The sequence below is a fragment of the Shewanella sp. ISS20 genome, from assembly GCF_056522965.1.
Genome location: NZ_JAWRZK010000001.1, coordinates 3837946 through 3854137, shown reverse-complemented (window position 1 = coordinate 3854137; position 16192 = coordinate 3837946). Strand labels below are relative to the sequence as shown.

Genomic DNA, 16192 nt, shown 5'->3' with positions numbered 1-16192 from the left:
ACTTTCATCCTTCAGGGTAAAATTTGCTGCTCTATGCCTGCTACCACACTTAACTGACCCAGTTGCTCACGGCCAAAAGTCCTTGTACTACTAATTTCAAAGCGACGACAGCTCACGACATTAGCTCCGCTGGCATTAGCTGTGCGTTGACACCCGACATTTTTTCCCCCGGGAACTGGAAGTGGGGTTAATTGTTGCTTACCATCAAAAAGCGTTTCATTAGTGACAGTTGTTAAATTAGCAAATAACACCCCTTGATATTTGGCTATCACTGACTGTAAACCGCCATCAGCAATGGCCTTAGCTTCTATTCGCTCAGACCCCGCGCCAGCCATTCTTAATGATTGAGTTGAGTTGACGGCTAGAGATACGCCTATCACAGTCATAATGAGCAACACTATCAGTGCAAAAAACAACACCACACCTTGTTGTTTCTTTATATACATAGCTTAACTCCGACTCAACACAGGGTTTTCGAGAATAATTGTGGTGGACATAACTTTACGCCGATAGTGATCCTTTAACGGTTCAATCGTCTTGTCCCCTAACTGGTAGGTGACATCGTTCAAGTAAGTACGATCTTCTTGAACTGAACGAACTAAAATAAACACTTTTATTGCGACTAAGCGCTGAAATGATTCATTATCCCACATCTTTGACTCGACATCTGCCGCAGGGAGATATCGATCGGGAGTGCGGTCACCATCATCATCAACGCCATAAAGAAAACGGATATTTTCAATGCCTTCAACTAACTGCTCATCATTAGTCATACCCGTTGCCGTTAGAGTTTTTCGCCTTAATGAAGGTACGCCAGTAGCGTCATCAGCTAAAAAATATACATGGTGTTGGTATTCCCAAATTCTGGCATTAGTTAATGCAGTGGCTGGTGTGACTGTATTAAAAAATATTGCTTGGCTTGAAGTCGCAGTAACAAAATAGTTACTTCCATTGCCTGCTACTACGCTGGGGCCAACTAATCTCTTGATTTGTAGAACATCCGTTTTCGATTTTACTGTTGATGTTGCTAAACAAGTAAACTTAGTCGTACCAACACTCTCATAACCCCATAATCGCCTGAAATGTGCCGGTTGATTGGCGGGCAGACTGGCATTGTTTAAACCTTCACCAATACAATCTACACCAGAGACTGCTGAACCTGCATCTATCTTAGTATTTGAACCAATCACTAAATCACTGCCGGTAATATCGCCCATGAATCCTAGTTGGCTAATATCGCGCTCTATGATGGCTAACGCAATTCGTCCATTTTCCTGTAACTGGTTGAACTGACTAGTGGTGGTCACATTGGATGACGACATGCTAAACATAGTAAATACGCCTACGGTCAGAAACAGTCCAATGACCATAGCAATCATTAACTCAACCAGAGACATTCCGCGCTGCGCAGGCTGGAATTCATGGGATTTGATTGAATTTCTCATTTAAATAATCACAGTTTTCATAGAAAATATTCGCCGATTTTTAGTATCTACAGCACATTTACTTGCTATATCATTGATATTTGATGTATCGATCTTCGTCTCACGTATGCCACGCCAAACCAAAACAACCAACACATCATTGCCATTTACATTGATACAGGCCGTAGGTGCATCTAGCCCCCCCAAGTTTTTACTGCCGATGATTTCAGCCGTTCCAGTAAAAGCTGATTGCCATTCGTAAATATCCCAGGCAAGCATGTCATTCGGGGCACATATCTCTGTATTGCAATCCTTGGCTGTGGCAGTTGGTACTCCAGAAAATGGGCTGTTATTATCATAATTAGCGAGTTGGCTAACATTTAAACGCATGCGATTAATCATATCATTGGCATAATATGAGGCTTGGGTCTGCTGATAAGACTCAAAACTGCCGTGCTTAGCCACTATATGTAAATTGAATATACCGACGAGCCCCACAACCAAAATGACTAATGCGACGAGTACCTCGATTAAAGAAAAACCTTTGACACCTGAACTCATGCTGTCAACTCTCCGTCACTAGGCATTATCTTGACGACACAACACCAAAATAATGTTTAAAATCTGTTATTTGTACACACAAAAAACACTTAATCAATGGTACACAACAAATGCATTACTCACCAGCTACTTTCAATCATTTACATATACATCATTAGAGCTTTTACATAAATTTCAGCCAAAAAAAAGAGACCTTACGGTCTCTTTTTATACAAAACAATTAATTACCTAAGTTCTGCAGGGACTGCAAAGACGATATCTTCTTCACGTCCTTGTACTTCAGTGATCACACTTGGCGCCATAGCAGCAATAGCATCGACTACTTGCTTAACTAACACTTCAGGCGCTGATGCTCCAGCAGTGACTGCCACACGAGCGACGTTAACAAACCAAGTGCTATCTATATCGGAGGCATTATCCACTAAATAAGCTTCTGTGCCTTCTTTCTCTGCTAATTCGCGCAAGCGATTGGAATTAGAGCTATTTTTAGAGCCAACAACTAATAACAAGTCGACACTGTCAGCCATTTTACGCACCGCATCTTGACGATTTTGAGTGGCATAACAAATGTCGTCTTTACGCGGGCCTTCAATGGACGGAAATTTTTGCTGCAGCGCAGCAATAATATCCATAGTGTCATCCACCGACAGAGTCGTTTGGGTAACGAAGCATAAATTAGTTGGATTCTTAACGACTAAGTTAGCAACATCCTTAGGTGATTCGACCAAATAAACGCCGCCATTAGGGTTGTCGTATTGCCCCATGGTGCCTTCCACTTCTGGATGCCCCTCATGGCCAATAAGAATGCATTCAATGCCCTTGCGACTTGCGCGTGTGACTTGTAAATGCACCTTAGTCACTAACGGACAAGTGGCATCAAACACTTTCAATCCGCGCTTTTTAGCTTCAAGTCTTACCGCTTGAGATACACCATGAGCACTAAAAATGACTATGCTGTTGTCGGGCACTTGATGCAATTCATCAACAAAAATCGCGCCACGTTGTTTTAAGTTATCCACCACGTAGCGGTTATGCACCACCTCATGACGCACGTAAATCGGCGGATTAAATAACTCTAGCGCACGTTCAACTATGCTGATAGCTCTATCTACTCCAGCGCAAAACCCTCGCGGATTTGCCAAAAATATATCCAATTGTTTCACATCCAGTCGTGCTGTCATTACAGTACCTGCAACACTTCTAATTCAAAGGTAAGTTCATGGCCAGCTAATGGGTGATTCAAATCAACCGTGACTGAATCACCCGCGACGGCTCTAACTATACCAGGGATTTCACTGCCACCTGGGCCTGAAAAACTAATAATAACGCCCGCATCAAGCGCCATATCCGCTGGAAAGCGACTGCGGTCTAAGTAGTGGATAGCATCAGGATTTACAGCCCCAAATGCATCCTCTGCCGCCAAAGTAAAGGTCACTTGCTCACCCACATTAAGCCCTTGGAGATTGGCCTCAAACGCAGGGCTTAAGCTCGCATCACCCAGTATTAATTTGGTGGGCTTACCTGACACTTTAGTGCTTTCCGCCGTACTGCCATCCGCTAGCAAAATATTCATATGACACACTAATGCAGTTGTCATCATTACTCCTTGATTACGACTTAGACTCAATGGCCTCGGCTTTCGGCTGCTTGAACGCATCCAAAATCATTAATACTGCGCCCACACAAATGGCGGAATCGGCAATATTAAAGGCTGGGTAGTGACTAGTTTTCCAATAAAAATCAATAAAGTCGACTACATAACCATGCATCAAGCGATCCACAAGATTACCAATCGCGCCACCAATCACTAAGGTATAAGCTAAATTTAAACGCCATTCACTGGCAGACTGACGTCTTAACCAGTAAGTGAGTACTAAGCTGAAACCTACAGCCACTGCGGCAAATAACCAACGCTGCCAACCGCCAGCATCGCTTAAAAAACTAAATGCAGCGCCATAATTTCTTACATAAGTGAAATTAAGAAACGGCAATAAATTAATCGATTCATACAGTGAAAAGTTGGCCAGTACCCATTGCTTTGAAAGCTGGTCTGCAATAAAGACCAGCACCGCGACAAAGTACCAACGCAAACCACTGTCTTTCCAGCTTATTGGCATGATTATTTCCTTATGCGAATTGGCGAGTCTCGCCATCGCCATCGATGTTGGTGACGCAGCGTTGACATAAGGTTGGGTGAGCTTCAATAGTGCCCACTTCTTCTTTATGGTGCCAACAACGCTCACACTTCTGTGCTTCACTCTTAGCTAACAGTAACTTAAGGCTCGCCATTTCAGTGGCAATAGCATCCAGTGGAGCATTCTCGAATGGAGCAACAGTCACAGCTGAAGTTAAAAGTACGAAACGCAGTTCATCACCAATGCGAGCTAATTGCTCCGCCAGCTTGGCATCCGCAAACAAGGTAATGTCAGCTTCTAACGAACCACCTAAACGCTTGTCACGACGGGCTTGCTCAATCACCTTGTTTACTTCGGTGCGAACGCTGAGCAATTGCTGCCAGTATTCATCAGCCAAATCGTTTTCAAGAGTAATAGCTTGCAAGCCTTCATACCATTCTTGTGTAAATACAAAAGCTTCGCGCTCACCTGGCAGCAACTGCCAAATTTCATCAGCAGTAAAGCTTAAAATTGGCGCAATCCAGCGTACCATAGCTTCACTGATCAAGAATAAGGCCGACTGACAGCTGCGACGTGCATGGCTTTCAGCTTTAGCTGTGTACTGTCTATCTTTGATGATATCAAGATAGAAGGCACCCAGTTCAACGGAACAGAACTGCATCAGCTTTTGAGTGACTGAATGGAAATTGTAGTTATCATAAGCTTCAATGATTTCTTGCTGCAAATTAGCCGCGCGGCGCACAACCCAACGATCTAATGCCACCATGCTTTCCACAGCAACCATATCGGTTTCTGGGTTAAAGCCATTGAGGTTAGCCAATAAGAAACGGGCAGTGTTACGAATACGGCGATACGCATCAGCGCTACGGTTTAAGATCTCATCAGAAACGGTCATCTCACCGCTATAATCGGTAGCCGCAACCCACAAACGCAGAATATCGGCGCCTAACTTGTTGGTCACAGTTTGCGGAGCAATCACGTTACCAATAGATTTAGACATCTTGCGACCTTTACCATCAACGGTAAAACCGTGAGTAAGCACTTGCTTATAAGGTGCTTTACCATTCATCGCAGTTGAAATCATTAACGATGACATGAACCAGCCACGGTGTTGATCTGAACCTTCTAGGTATAAATCCACCGGATGACCGTTAAACTCTGGACGAGCGGCAACCACAGAGGCAAAAGTAGAACCTGAGTCATACCATACATCTAAGGTGTCAGTGACTTTACGATACTTATCAGCGTCTTCACCTAACAATTCGCTGGCATCAAGATCCCACCATGCTTGAATGCCTTGCTGCTCAACACGGCTAGCAACTCGCGCCATTAACGCCACGCTATCTGGGTGCAATTCTTCAGTTTCACGGTTAACGAACAAGGTGATAGGTACACCCCAAGTGCGTTGACGTGAAATACACCAATCAGGACGGTTTTCAACCATCTTTTCAATACGGCTTTGTCCCCAATCAGGGATCCACTGAGTTTGCTCAATTTCACCTAGTGCTTGCTTACGTAAGTCTTGGTTATCCATAGAGATAAACCACTGCGGCGTAGCGCGGAAAATGATTGGGGTTTTATGGCGCCAGCAGTGTGGGTAGCTATGACGATAGGCTTGATGATGCAACAACACGCCTTTTTCTTTCAATAACTCAACCACGGCATCATTGGCTTTAAATACATGCTGACCGGCAAAGATTTCAGTATCGGCTTTATAGACACCGTTATCAGCTACAGGGTTCGCAACTTCTAAACCATATTTCTGACCAACAACAAAGTCGTCTTGACCGTGACCTGGTGCAGTATGCACTATACCAGTACCCGCATCAGTAGTGACATGGTCGCCTAAAATGGCTGGAACATCAAAATCATAGAAAGGATGATTAAAGCGCAGTAATTCAAGCTCTTGGCCTTTAACAGTGCCTAATACCTGATGAGATTCAGCGCCATAACGCGTTAAACAAGTCTCGGCTAATACTTCAGCCAAGATCAGAGCGCGTTTCTCACCCTCTTGCTCAAACTCAACTAACACGTAGTCAAGCTCTGGGCTTAATGATAAACCGCGGTTAGCCGGTAAGGTCCAAGGAGTTGTAGTCCAAATCACCATAGCTACTGAATGTGGGTAATCACTTACGCCAAATTTAGCCAGTACTACAGCCTTATCTGTTGCTTCAAAAGCAACATCGATAGCAGGCGAAGTTTTATCTTCGTATTCTACTTCGGCTTCGGCTAAGGCTGAACCGCAATCCGTACACCAATGCACTGGCTTAACGCCTTTATGCAAGTGACCATTTTCAATCACTTTTGATAATGAGCGAATGATATTCGCTTCAGTGCCAAAATCCATGGTGAGGTAAGGATGCTGCCAATCACCAAGCACGCCTAAACGGATAAAATCATCACGCTGACCTTCCACTTGAGTACGCGCATATTTACGGCACTCTTCGCGAAATTCTGCGGCAGAGATTTTTTGACCAGGCTTACCTACTTTTTGCTCAACTTTCAGCTCGATTGGTAGACCATGACAGTCCCAACCTGGCACGTAAGGAGCATCAAAGCCAGACATGGTCTTAGATTTGATAATAATATCTTTAAGGATTTTATTGACCGAGTGACCAATATGAATGCTGCCGTTGGCATACGGAGGGCCGTCGTGCAAAATAAACGGTTTTTTACCTGCACGGCTGTCACGGATCTGCTGATACAGCTGCTCTGAGGTCCAGCGCTCCAGCATTAGTGGTTCGCGATTTGCAAGGTTACCACGCATTGGAAACTCGGTTTCCGGTAAATTCAAAGTTGATTTATAGTCGCTCATTGATCCCATACCATTCACTCAGCTAGCAAGCTAGCTTGCATCATTGCTAAATAAGGCTCTCGCCTTATCCGCATCATTTAAAATCTGTTTTTTTAACGCTTCGAGGGAATCAAATGGCTGCTCATCACGCAGCTTTGCCACTAATTCTACCTCAATACTCTTACCATACAGTGATTCATTAAAATCAAATAAATGCACTTCTAGCTGACACTGTTGACCATTCACTGTCGGGCGAAAACCTATGTTAGCTACACCTTCATAAATGTCACTGTCTGGCCAAAACACTCTAACGGCGAACACGCCGCGCACCGGTACTACCTGACGTTTTAAGGCTATGTTAGCCGTAGGGAAGCCAATAGTGCGGCCAATTTTTTGCCCATGAGCCACTCGGCCACAAATAATATAGGGGTGTCCTAGCAAACGTCTGGCTTGCTCCATATGACCAAGCGCCAATTGTTGACGCACCTCAGTTGAACTCACTCGGTGCGAACCCACCATAAAGGTTTGAGTGCTTTCGACGGCAAACCCCAAGCGCTCTCCGGCTTTGCACAGCATCTCGTAATTGCCCTGACGCTGGCGCCCAAAACGAAAATCATCGCCAACGACCAGATACTTAACGCCTAGCAGCTTTACCAGCAAGTCTTCAATAAATTGCTCGGCTGTCATCGACGCAAAGCGGCGATTAAAATGCACGCACAAGACGCGATCTATACCTAATTCATCAAGCAGCAGCAATTTATCACGCAATAAACTTAAGCGTGCAGGTGCCTCGTTGCCAGCAAACATTTCAAGCGGCTGCGGCTCAAAGGTCATCAACACCGCTGGCAAATGATATTGCTTAGCTTTAGCCAATAGATTTGAAATAACTTGGGCGTGTCCTCGATGAACACCGTCAAAATTACCTATGGTCAATACGCAACCACGATGCGCCGGTAAGATGTTATGTATGCCGCGGATTAATTCCATATGACCCCAGTAGCAGCCAACGCAAATTGGCGGATTATATAACAGCTAGCCAAGAGAATCAGCACCACTGTGCAATTTCCAAGGTTTGACACGACAAATAATCATGATGAGAAGGTAAACACCCGCGCCAAGCCCGATTAATTTAACTAATTCCAGAGTGCGCTCACCGATATGCCAGTCTAACCACTGGCCTTGCTCTGGCATCATATACAATAGTGTGCCAGCCATAGCCAACGTCGCCACTAAGGTTTTAACAAAAAACCAAACTGTTTTGCGAGTGGCTTGATAGACACCTTGGCGATGTAAACCCCAATATAACATGCCAGCATTTAATAGGGCTGACATAGAAGTCGCAATGGCGAGCCCCACATAACCAAAAGGTATGGCCAACACTATATTGAACACCATATTGCTCACCATAGCTATTATACCAAAGCGCACCGGCGTTCGCGTGTCTTGACGCGAGTAATAACCCGGCGCCAACACTTTAATCATCATAAAGCTTAATAAGCCCGAACCGTAAGCGACCAGTGCATAAGACGCCATATTAACGTCTGTCATGTCGAACTCACCGCGCATAAACAACACGATAAGCATAGGTTTAGCTAGTAAAATCAAGCCTATCATAGCTGGCATACCCAAAAAGAAAATGGCTCTTACGCCCCAATCCATAGTGGCTTTAAAGCCTTCTCCATTATCATTGACATGACGCCTTGATAGCGCAGGCAAGATCACTGTGGCGATAGCAATACCAAAAATCCCTAAAGGGAACTCAAGTAATCTGTCGGCGTAATACAGCCAACTGATGGATCCCGTCATCATGAAACTCGCAATAAAGGTATCCAGCAATAAGTTCACTTGTGAGACGGAAACCCCAAACAAGGCGGGGATCATCAAGGTTCTGATTTTAACTACGCCAGGGTGATGCCAGCCCCAACTAGGACGCACCAGCGCATCTTCACGCCATAGAAACGGAATTTGGAACAAAAGCTGGATAACGCCGCCTAAAAATACCCCGATGGCCAGACCTATTTCAGGTTTTTCCATCGAAGGCGATATCCACATAGCAGCGCTAATGATGGCTATGTTTAAAAATACTGGCGTAAAGGCCGATACCGCAAAGCGACCACGAGTGTTGAGAATAGCGCCGGCTAGTGCAGTAAAGGTAATAAACCACAGATAAGGAAAGGTGATTTTAAGCATTAATGACGCGAGTTCAAATTTGGCGCCATCAGGCTCGTTATTAAGCCAAGCCCAAAACCAGCCGCCACCAAATAATGCAGTAAGCACAGGGGATGCAATAACCCCCACCAGAGTCACCCCAGTCACTAACACGCCTAAGGTGCCGCACACCTTACCAATAAGCTCTTTGGTTTCTGCTGGGGTATTTTTTTCTTGGTATTCGGTAAACACTGGCACAAAGGCTTGGGCAAACGCGCCTTCTGCAAATAGACGCCTTAAAAAGTTAGGAATTTTATTGGCAAAGAAAAAAACATCAGCGCTACTGCCTGCCCCCATTAAATTGGCAACCACCATGTCACGAACTAAGCCTAAAATTCGTGAAATGAACGTCATGGCACTGACTATTGCGCCAGAACGCATTAATTTATTACTCAAATGAGCCTCTCAAAAAACTATTAATGGCGATTATCGGTGACTTTTTAAGCCAATCCTTGGTATTTTCTGTGTTTTAAGCCCTACACAAGTAGGTGGATGTGCGCCAGTTCGTAAAAATTCATCACTCACTCTGTCATAGCACATCATTTGCTGGTAGAATTGCGCCACATCTTACACGAGTTGGGTTGAAGATAGCCAAGTCAGGTTGGATTATTTTGATTCAATGACTGATATTCATTCATCAGCATTGACAAAAACACAAAATGCGGGCATATTCCTCGGCCTTTGAAAAATATTAATCCCAGTTTTTAGGAGTTGCACCTTGGCTAATAGCAAGTCTGCAAAGAAGCGCGCGCTTCAATCTGAAAAGCGTCGCCAGCATAACGCCAGCCGTCGCTCAATGTTACGTACCTACGTTAAGAAAGTTATCGCTGCTATCAAAGCAGGCGATCACACTACAGCTGTTGCCGCGTTTAACGCTGCCCAGCCTATCGTAGATCGTATGGCGACTAAAGGCCTGATCCACAAGAACAAGGCTGCCCGTCAAAAGGCTCGCTTGAACGCTAAGATCAAAGCACTGGTTGCTTAATTTTATCGTTTATATATAAAAACCGGCCTAGGCCGGTTTTTTTATAACTTTAAACTATTAAGCAGTTTGATGAGTTCCATAAAGGTTATTCAGCAATTGAATAATTGCCTTTACTTCATCACTCTTCAGTGAGTAATAGACAGTTTGTGCTTCTTTTCTGGTAGTCACCAAATTATCTTTACGCAACCAAGCAAGATGTTGTGATAAAGCAGACTGGCTCAGTCCTAATTTTTTGTTCATCTCGCCTACACACATTTCCCCTTCCGTGAGTAAATAGCACAAAATAAATAGACGACGTTCGTTTGCTAGAGCCTTCAATAACACAACGGCGTGATCTGCTCGTTGCTGGATTAATTCAATATTCATCTGAGCTTTTCTCCTTAAGCTATCATCCCGACTAATATAGCCTTAGCTTAGGAATATAGTCGCGACCTAACCCACATTTTTTGCTAACTTGTTTTCAAAAATGAGACATACGTAAAAAAACTTAAGTGAACTTATGATCTTACCTAAGCCAGAATTCAGATAATAACTGCGACACTCTAATTGAGGTGTAGAAGAAGCCAACTGCTGAAAGTGGTACGCTTTATCTCGCCAAAGTAAAAGAGTATCACTATGAATTATCAACAGTTGACTGAAGCAAGACGATACCAGATTTCCGTGCTTTTAGAACAGGGCTTTTCGATAGCACATATAGCTAAATGCATTCATTGCCATCGCTCTAGTGTTTATCGGGAAGTGAAACGATGCCAAGGGCAATCACGCTATCAGCCTGATATTGCACACGAGCAGGCTGTCACAATAAGGCGTCAGTCGAGTAAATATGCGATACCCTCGCAGCGAATAGAGAGCATCATCCTTTTGCTGGAATTGGATTGGAGCCCTGAGCAAATCTCGCAGGTGTTGCGCCTAGTGAAGGAACCCGTCAGTCACGAGTGGATTTAGCGCTATATTGCACGCGACAAACGCCGTGGCGGTAAACTTTATCGTCATTTACGCCAAGGACATAAGCGTTATCGGCGCGGTAAAGTAGAGCAAGCTCCTACCATAAAAAACGCCGTATCCATTGACGACAGACCTGCGATTGTCGATAGCCGAGAACGATTCGGAGACTGGGAAATCGATACTGTATTGGGTCTACATGGAACGGGTTCTATTGTGACCCTTTTAGAGCGTAAGACTCGGTTTTATTTGATAAAGAAAGTCAATTCGAAGTCAGCGGCAGATGTAACGAAAGCGACGATTGAGTTGCTGATGCCCTATAAGGCGCATGTGCTAACGATAACGGCAGATAATGGACGCGAATTTGCTAACCACCAAGAGATAGCAGAGGCGCTAGATACCCAAGTGTATTTTGCGCACTCTTATCGTTCGTGTGAACGTGGTGCGAATGAAAACGCCAATGGATTACTCCGGCAGTATGTCAAAAAAGGCGTTGATTTGAGGCTAGTGAGTGATGAATTGATCGAATTTGCTCAGAATAGAATTAACTATCGACCCAAAAAGTGTTTGAAGTTTAAGCAGCCCGCGGTGATGTTTCACCAATTAGCTGCTTAATTGTTGAGTGTCGCACTTCGGAGTTGAATTCGGGAGTTTAAATCGTCTAAATCTCACTTATATAAGGCGATAACATCAAGCGTACCGCACAGGTAAATATTAAAAATCAGAAGGTTAGTTTGCATTTCCTGCAAAAAACTTGTGTTGATAGTAAGTTCATTAATTAAATATCGATCAAACAAGTATATAAGTTTTGCCATTAGCAATAGCGAAATTAGGTTATTAGCGGCGATGGGTATTTGAGTCTTTAGCAGTAACGAAACTATCAAAGCAAAAGAATGGAAAGTAATGAGGACTAACGTTGGGACAAATTAGGCCTCAAACATCCTGAGTGAGCTGAGGCCAATTAATTTACACCGGGTCGCGCAGAAATACCGGAGCATTGGGTGACGAGTCCTGTTCACTATAATAGTAGCCATCATAGTTGAAGCCTAAGATTTGCGCTGCTCGAGTGACCTTATGTTCCAGTAAGTATCGAGCCATCATCCCCCTTGCCTTCTTGGCATAAAAACTAATGATCTTATACTGACCATTCTTGAAATCTTTAAATACCGGCGTAATGACATCACAAGCTAAATGACGAACATTGACTGCTTTAAAATATTCGTTAGATGCCAAGTTAACCACTAACGGCTGCGAGTCGCCAGCAAGCTGCGCATTAATTTCATCGGTAATTATGTTGCCCCAAAAGGCATACAAATTTTTACCTTTTGGATTATTAAGTCCAGTACCCATCTCTAAACGGTAAGCTTGAATGAGATCTAAAGGCTTTAATAGCCCATATAAGCCCGACAAAATTCGTAAATGTTGCTGGGCTTGCTGTAACAAGTCGCTATCCATACTATCAGCGTCAAGCCCAGTATAAACATCCCCTCTGAAGGCAAATAGCGCTTGCTTGGCATTAGCGAGTGTAAATGGCGGTTGCCACTCAGCAAAGCGAGCAGCATTTAAGCCTGCAATTTTATCGCTAACTTTCATTAACGAGGCTATATCCATAGGGCTTAAATCGCGGCACACAGGCATGAGTGCTTGGCTATGTGCGAGTAAATTGGGCTGGCTGTATAGCTCTGTGGTTGCTGGGTTTACAAAATCTAGAGTCTTAGCAGGAGACACAAGAATAAGCATAAAATTTTCTCCATTAGTCTGGCCAACATCATACCTAACCCCCATAAAAAAACCACGCGCAACGGGCGTGGTTTTTTCGATAAGGCTAAACGAAATTAGCTAGCTTGCTACTTACTACTTTCATCGGGTAACCAGATATCATCATCTAATTGCTTGTTTAACTCTGGGAACTTAGACCGATCGAACTCTGGAGTAATGCCTAAGTCCACTTGGCGACGATAATCGTTAATTACTCGAATCGCTAAGCCAGATAGTAGTACCAAGGCAATAATGTTTACTATGGCCATCAAGCCCATAGAAACATCGGCAAGGTTCCATACCAAATCAATTTTGGCAACTGCGCCAAACATCACCATGCCAAGTACGCATACTCTAAAGAGTGGCAACGCCTTTTTGCTGTTACCACATAAGAACATTACATTGGTTTCAGCGTAAGAGTAGTTGGCTATGATAGAAGTAAAACAAAACAGCAAGATAGCCATAGCCACAAAGCTGCCCCCCCATGAGCCGACATGTTCAGTCATCGCGCCTATGGTTAATTGAATGCCGTTACCATCAGCCCCAGTGTCCCCTGCCAGTAAAATAATGGCCGCGGTCGCAGTACAAATCACTATGGTATCCACAAAGACGCCCATCATTTGTACAAAGCCTTGTGAAGCTGGATGATTAGGATTCGGTGTGGCGCTGGCCGCGACATTGGCAGCAGACCCCATACCGGCTTCGTTCGAGAATAAACCGCGAGCAATACCCGACTGCATAGCTTGGGCTATGGTATAAGCGACGCCACCAGCGGCAGCTTCTTGCCAGCCAAAAGCACTTTTAACCACTAACGCGAGAATGGCGGGTACTTCTTGAATATTAAGAACCACGATGACAAAGGCAATCGAGATATAACTTAGCGCCATGATAGGAACTACGATTTCAGAAACCTTTGCGACCTTCTGCAACCCCCCCATGATGACTAAGCCACTTAACACGACTAAGACTATGCCCATATAGGTTGGCGGTACATCAAAAACCTGATCCATCGCGGCAGAGATAGTGTTAGCTTGCACCGCATTAAACACTAGACCGAAGGCAATGATTAAAAAGATGGAGAATAAAATTCCCATCCAGCGTTGCCCTAAGCCTTTTTCCATATAATAAGCTGGACCGCCGCGGAATTGACCGTCGTGGTCTCTGACTTTATAGACCTGAGCTAAGGTTGACTCCACCATAGCAGTGGCCATACCTAACACGGCAATAAGCCACATCCAAAACACAGCGCCAGGACCGCCGCCAACAATAGCAACGGCAACCCCGGCCATATTACCAGCGCCTACTCGAGCGGCCATACTCGTACAAAACACTTGGAAGGAAGATAAACCGCCTTGAGAACCTTGACGGCTAATCGCCATGATTTTTATGGCGTGCCCAAAATGGGTAATTTGGATAAAAGCTAATCTAAGGGTGAAATATAATCCAGCGCCTACAAGTCCATAAACAAGGAGCTTGCCCCATAACAATGAATTTAAGAAATTAATGGTTGTTTCTAACATATCGTTCTACTTCTTCCCGTTGCAGTAAGCCATAACAGCTTGCTGTGGTGAATGAATCTTAGTGATAACTGGTGCAGAGTTTTGTTGTAATTTAATTATTCGAATACTTATGCAAACTTATTCAATCGTGTTTCTGAACCAGCGGATCAAAATAGCATAGGTTTTACAAAAAACCGCGTGATCTGCCTCGCACTAAATCACTTGCTCAACAGTTAGCCAACCTATCAGCATCATAGTGCAACAAACCACCAACCTAAACTCACTAACCTAAGCCTTACCGCCAAAAACAATGAACGCTAGGGTTGATGTCTCAATGACTCCATTCAACACATGCCCATAGCCACTGACTTATTGTGGCTAATTAACAGTTAACTTAATGGCTAAGTGATTGGGAGCAATACGAGACATAAGCGTCAATTGAAGCAGCAGGCGTTCTACACTCAATTTTACTAGCTTAACTTTGGCTAATATACCGACCTACCGCACCATTCCAAAATAATTTCTAGTTCCCAATGCGATTAGCTTACTAAAGTGTCAAAAAACAGCCAAAACCAACAGATTAACAACCTCTAATTAACATGAAATTATTGACAATGGCCATTTGAGATACTTATGGTAGTATTTGTAACATAAGCTAGAATCTTTTAAACATATCACAGCACACCACAAACACACCAATGCCTGACTGTGATATGACATTAAAAGCCAGTAAATAACTGACTGATGGCATTGGCAATGAAACTGGAGAATGTATGAAACACTTATCAAAGTTAGTTTTAGTTGCTGCTTGTTTTCCCTTGATGGCCTCTGCTGCTCAAGAATTAACACCTTGGTATGTAGGTGCTGGTGTCGGCGTTAATAACTATCAGCCGAATTGTGACCAAAAAACCATGAAGACATGCGGTGAAGATGATCCGTATGCATGGGATGTGTTTGCAGGTTACATGTTCAATGATTATTTAGGTCTTGAACTTGGCTATCGAGATTTAGGCCAAGCGGTGTGGACCGACTATAGCGACAAGTTAAACGATGTTGGTGCTAAGGGTGCAACCTTAGGCTTAGTAGCCGTGTGGCCTTTTGCTGACAGCTGGAGTTTATCTGCTGAAGCAGGCGCCATGAAGTATATCCTGTCAAATAACAAGCAATGGGGCTCTGAGTACTACTCAGACAATGGTGTTGCTCCTTATTATGGCGTAGGTCTGGGTTACAACCTTACTGAAAACCTGAAGTTACAAGCTAAGTATCGCCGTTATGAGAATCTTGAAGATTCCAAGTGGAATACTTTAGATATGGAAAGTAACTATTGGGGCTTAGAGTTAAGTTATCGTTTTGGTTCTGAAGTGGCGACTCCTGCGCCAGTAGCGCCACCAGTCGTACTGGATTCTGACAACGATGGCGTACCTGATAGCTCAGATGCTTGTCCTGACACTCCAGCTGGTTACTTAGTGGATGCTCAAGGCTGTACTGTGATGGCGGAAACTGCTCAAGAGCTCGACATCGATGCAAAATTTGCTAACAACTCAGCAGTACTGGATCAAACCAGTTACGATGAAGTTGGTTTATTAGCCGAGTTCATGAATAACAACCCAGATTCAACTGTAGTCATCAAGGGCTTTGCCTCTAATGTTGGTACGCCAGACTACAATATGACTCTGTCACAAAAACGTGCTGAAGCAGTGGCTCAAGTACTGGAAGAAAAATTCGGTATTGCCGCAAGCAGAATCTCTGCCAAAGGCTATGGTATTACTCAGCCATTAATGGAAGGTAATTCAGCTGAAGCCAATGCTGCTAACCGTCGTATCGAAGCTCACGTGAGCGTGGTACAAATGGCGCCAGTAATGCGCTAATCTTTACGAAACAGCCAA

Annotated in this window: 14 protein-coding genes and 1 pseudogene; 3 read left to right on the top strand and 12 right to left on the bottom strand. The window is 44.0% G+C overall.

What is annotated here, in order from left to right:
- Nucleotides 1-11: 11 nt before the first annotated feature.
- The 9 genes from AC1HDP_RS17605 to murJ all read right to left on the bottom strand — a co-directional run bounded on the left by AC1HDP_RS17605 (nt 12) and on the right by murJ (nt 9518).
- A complete protein-coding gene (locus tag AC1HDP_RS17605; protein WP_479639918.1) occupies nt 12-440 on the bottom strand; it encodes a pilus assembly PilX family protein in 429 nt (142 codons plus the stop codon).
- A gap of 9 nt (nt 441-449) precedes the next feature.
- Nucleotides 450-1445, bottom strand: coding sequence for a PilW family protein (locus AC1HDP_RS17600; protein ID WP_479639756.1), 996 nt, complete (start codon nt 1443-1445; stop codon nt 450-452).
- Nucleotides 1446-1985, bottom strand: a complete 540-nt coding sequence (gene pilV / locus AC1HDP_RS17595; protein ID WP_479639755.1) for a type IV pilus modification protein PilV — start codon at nt 1983-1985, stop codon at nt 1446-1448. It abuts the gene before it with no gap.
- 224 nt (nt 1986-2209) lie between these two features.
- Nucleotides 2210-3139, bottom strand: coding sequence for a 4-hydroxy-3-methylbut-2-enyl diphosphate reductase (gene ispH, locus AC1HDP_RS17590; protein ID WP_479639917.1), 930 nt, complete (start codon nt 3137-3139; stop codon nt 2210-2212).
- Nucleotides 3140-3165: 26 nt separating this feature from the next.
- Complete coding sequence (fkpB, locus tag AC1HDP_RS17585) at nt 3166-3585, bottom strand: FKBP-type peptidyl-prolyl cis-trans isomerase (protein WP_140931614.1); 420 nt, start codon at nt 3583-3585, stop codon at nt 3166-3168.
- Between the two features lie 10 nt (nt 3586-3595).
- On the bottom strand, nt 3596-4102 hold the full coding sequence (lspA, locus tag AC1HDP_RS17580; protein ID WP_479639754.1) for a signal peptidase II: 507 nt from the start codon (nt 4100-4102) through the stop codon (nt 3596-3598).
- A 10-nt stretch (nt 4103-4112) separates the two neighbouring features.
- A complete protein-coding gene (gene ileS, locus AC1HDP_RS17575; RefSeq protein WP_479639753.1) occupies nt 4113-6935 on the bottom strand; it encodes an isoleucine--tRNA ligase in 2823 nt (940 codons plus the stop codon).
- A gap of 30 nt (nt 6936-6965) precedes the next feature.
- Nucleotides 6966-7901, bottom strand: coding sequence for a bifunctional riboflavin kinase/FAD synthetase (ribF, locus tag AC1HDP_RS17570; RefSeq protein WP_479639752.1), 936 nt, complete (start codon nt 7899-7901; stop codon nt 6966-6968).
- A gap of 45 nt (nt 7902-7946) precedes the next feature.
- Entirely contained in the window at nt 7947-9518 is a 1572-nt protein-coding gene (gene murJ, locus AC1HDP_RS17565; protein ID WP_479639751.1) for a murein biosynthesis integral membrane protein MurJ, read from the bottom strand.
- 322 nt (nt 9519-9840) lie between these two features.
- On the opposite strand from murJ, the gene rpsT reads away from it, so the two are divergent.
- Nucleotides 9841-10107: a 30S ribosomal protein S20 gene (gene rpsT / locus AC1HDP_RS17560; RefSeq protein ID WP_140931604.1), complete on the top strand. Its 267-nt coding sequence runs from the start codon at nt 9841-9843 to the stop codon at nt 10105-10107.
- 57 nt (nt 10108-10164) lie between these two features.
- On the opposite strand, the gene AC1HDP_RS17555 is transcribed toward rpsT, so the two are convergent.
- Nucleotides 10165-10473 (bottom strand): ArsR/SmtB family transcription factor, encoded by a 309-nt coding sequence (locus AC1HDP_RS17555; protein ID WP_479639750.1) that lies wholly within the window; start codon nt 10471-10473, stop codon nt 10165-10167.
- 249 nt (nt 10474-10722) lie between these two features.
- Here AC1HDP_RS17555 and AC1HDP_RS17550 point away from each other — a divergent pair.
- Nucleotides 10723-11664 (top strand): annotated as a pseudogene (locus AC1HDP_RS17550) (IS30 family transposase).
- A gap of 351 nt (nt 11665-12015) precedes the next feature.
- Here AC1HDP_RS17550 and yaaA read toward each other — a convergent pair.
- Nucleotides 12016-12789, bottom strand: coding sequence for a peroxide stress protein YaaA (gene yaaA / locus AC1HDP_RS17545; RefSeq protein ID WP_479639749.1), 774 nt, complete (start codon nt 12787-12789; stop codon nt 12016-12018).
- Nucleotides 12790-12896: 107 nt separating this feature from the next.
- A complete protein-coding gene (locus AC1HDP_RS17540) occupies nt 12897-14327 on the bottom strand; it encodes an alanine/glycine:cation symporter family protein (protein ID WP_479639748.1) in 1431 nt (476 codons plus the stop codon).
- Nucleotides 14328-15079: 752 nt separating this feature from the next.
- Here AC1HDP_RS17540 and AC1HDP_RS17535 point away from each other — a divergent pair.
- Nucleotides 15080-16174 carry an OmpA family protein gene (locus tag AC1HDP_RS17535; RefSeq protein ID WP_479639747.1) on the top strand — a complete coding sequence of 365 codons (1095 nt, stop codon included), beginning with the start codon at nt 15080-15082 and terminating at the stop codon, nt 16172-16174.
- The last annotated feature ends 18 nt before the right edge of the window (nt 16175-16192 follow it).

Coding starts and splice junctions, on each gene's coding strand:
- AC1HDP_RS17600 (WP_479639756.1), bottom strand. CDS start 1,445: ATGAGAAATTCAATCAAATCCCATGAATTCCAGCCTGCGCAGCGCGGA.
- pilV (WP_479639755.1), bottom strand. CDS start 1,985: ATGAGTTCAGGTGTCAAAGGTTTTTCTTTAATCGAGGTACTCGTCGCA.
- fkpB (WP_140931614.1), bottom strand. CDS start 3,585: ATGATGACAACTGCATTAGTGTGTCATATGAATATTTTGCTAGCGGAT.
- lspA (WP_479639754.1), bottom strand. CDS start 4,102: ATGCCAATAAGCTGGAAAGACAGTGGTTTGCGTTGGTACTTTGTCGCG.
- ileS (WP_479639753.1), bottom strand. CDS start 6,935: ATGAGCGACTATAAATCAACTTTGAATTTACCGGAAACCGAGTTTCCA.
- ribF (WP_479639752.1), bottom strand. CDS start 7,901: ATGGAATTAATCCGCGGCATACATAACATCTTACCGGCGCATCGTGGT.
- AC1HDP_RS17555 (WP_479639750.1), bottom strand. CDS start 10,473: ATGAATATTGAATTAATCCAGCAACGAGCAGATCACGCCGTTGTGTTA.
- yaaA (WP_479639749.1), bottom strand. CDS start 12,789: ATGCTTATTCTTGTGTCTCCTGCTAAGACTCTAGATTTTGTAAACCCA.
- AC1HDP_RS17540 (WP_479639748.1), bottom strand. CDS start 14,327: ATGTTAGAAACAACCATTAATTTCTTAAATTCATTGTTATGGGGCAAG.
- AC1HDP_RS17535 (WP_479639747.1), top strand. CDS start 15,080: ATGAAACACTTATCAAAGTTAGTTTTAGTTGCTGCTTGTTTTCCCTTG.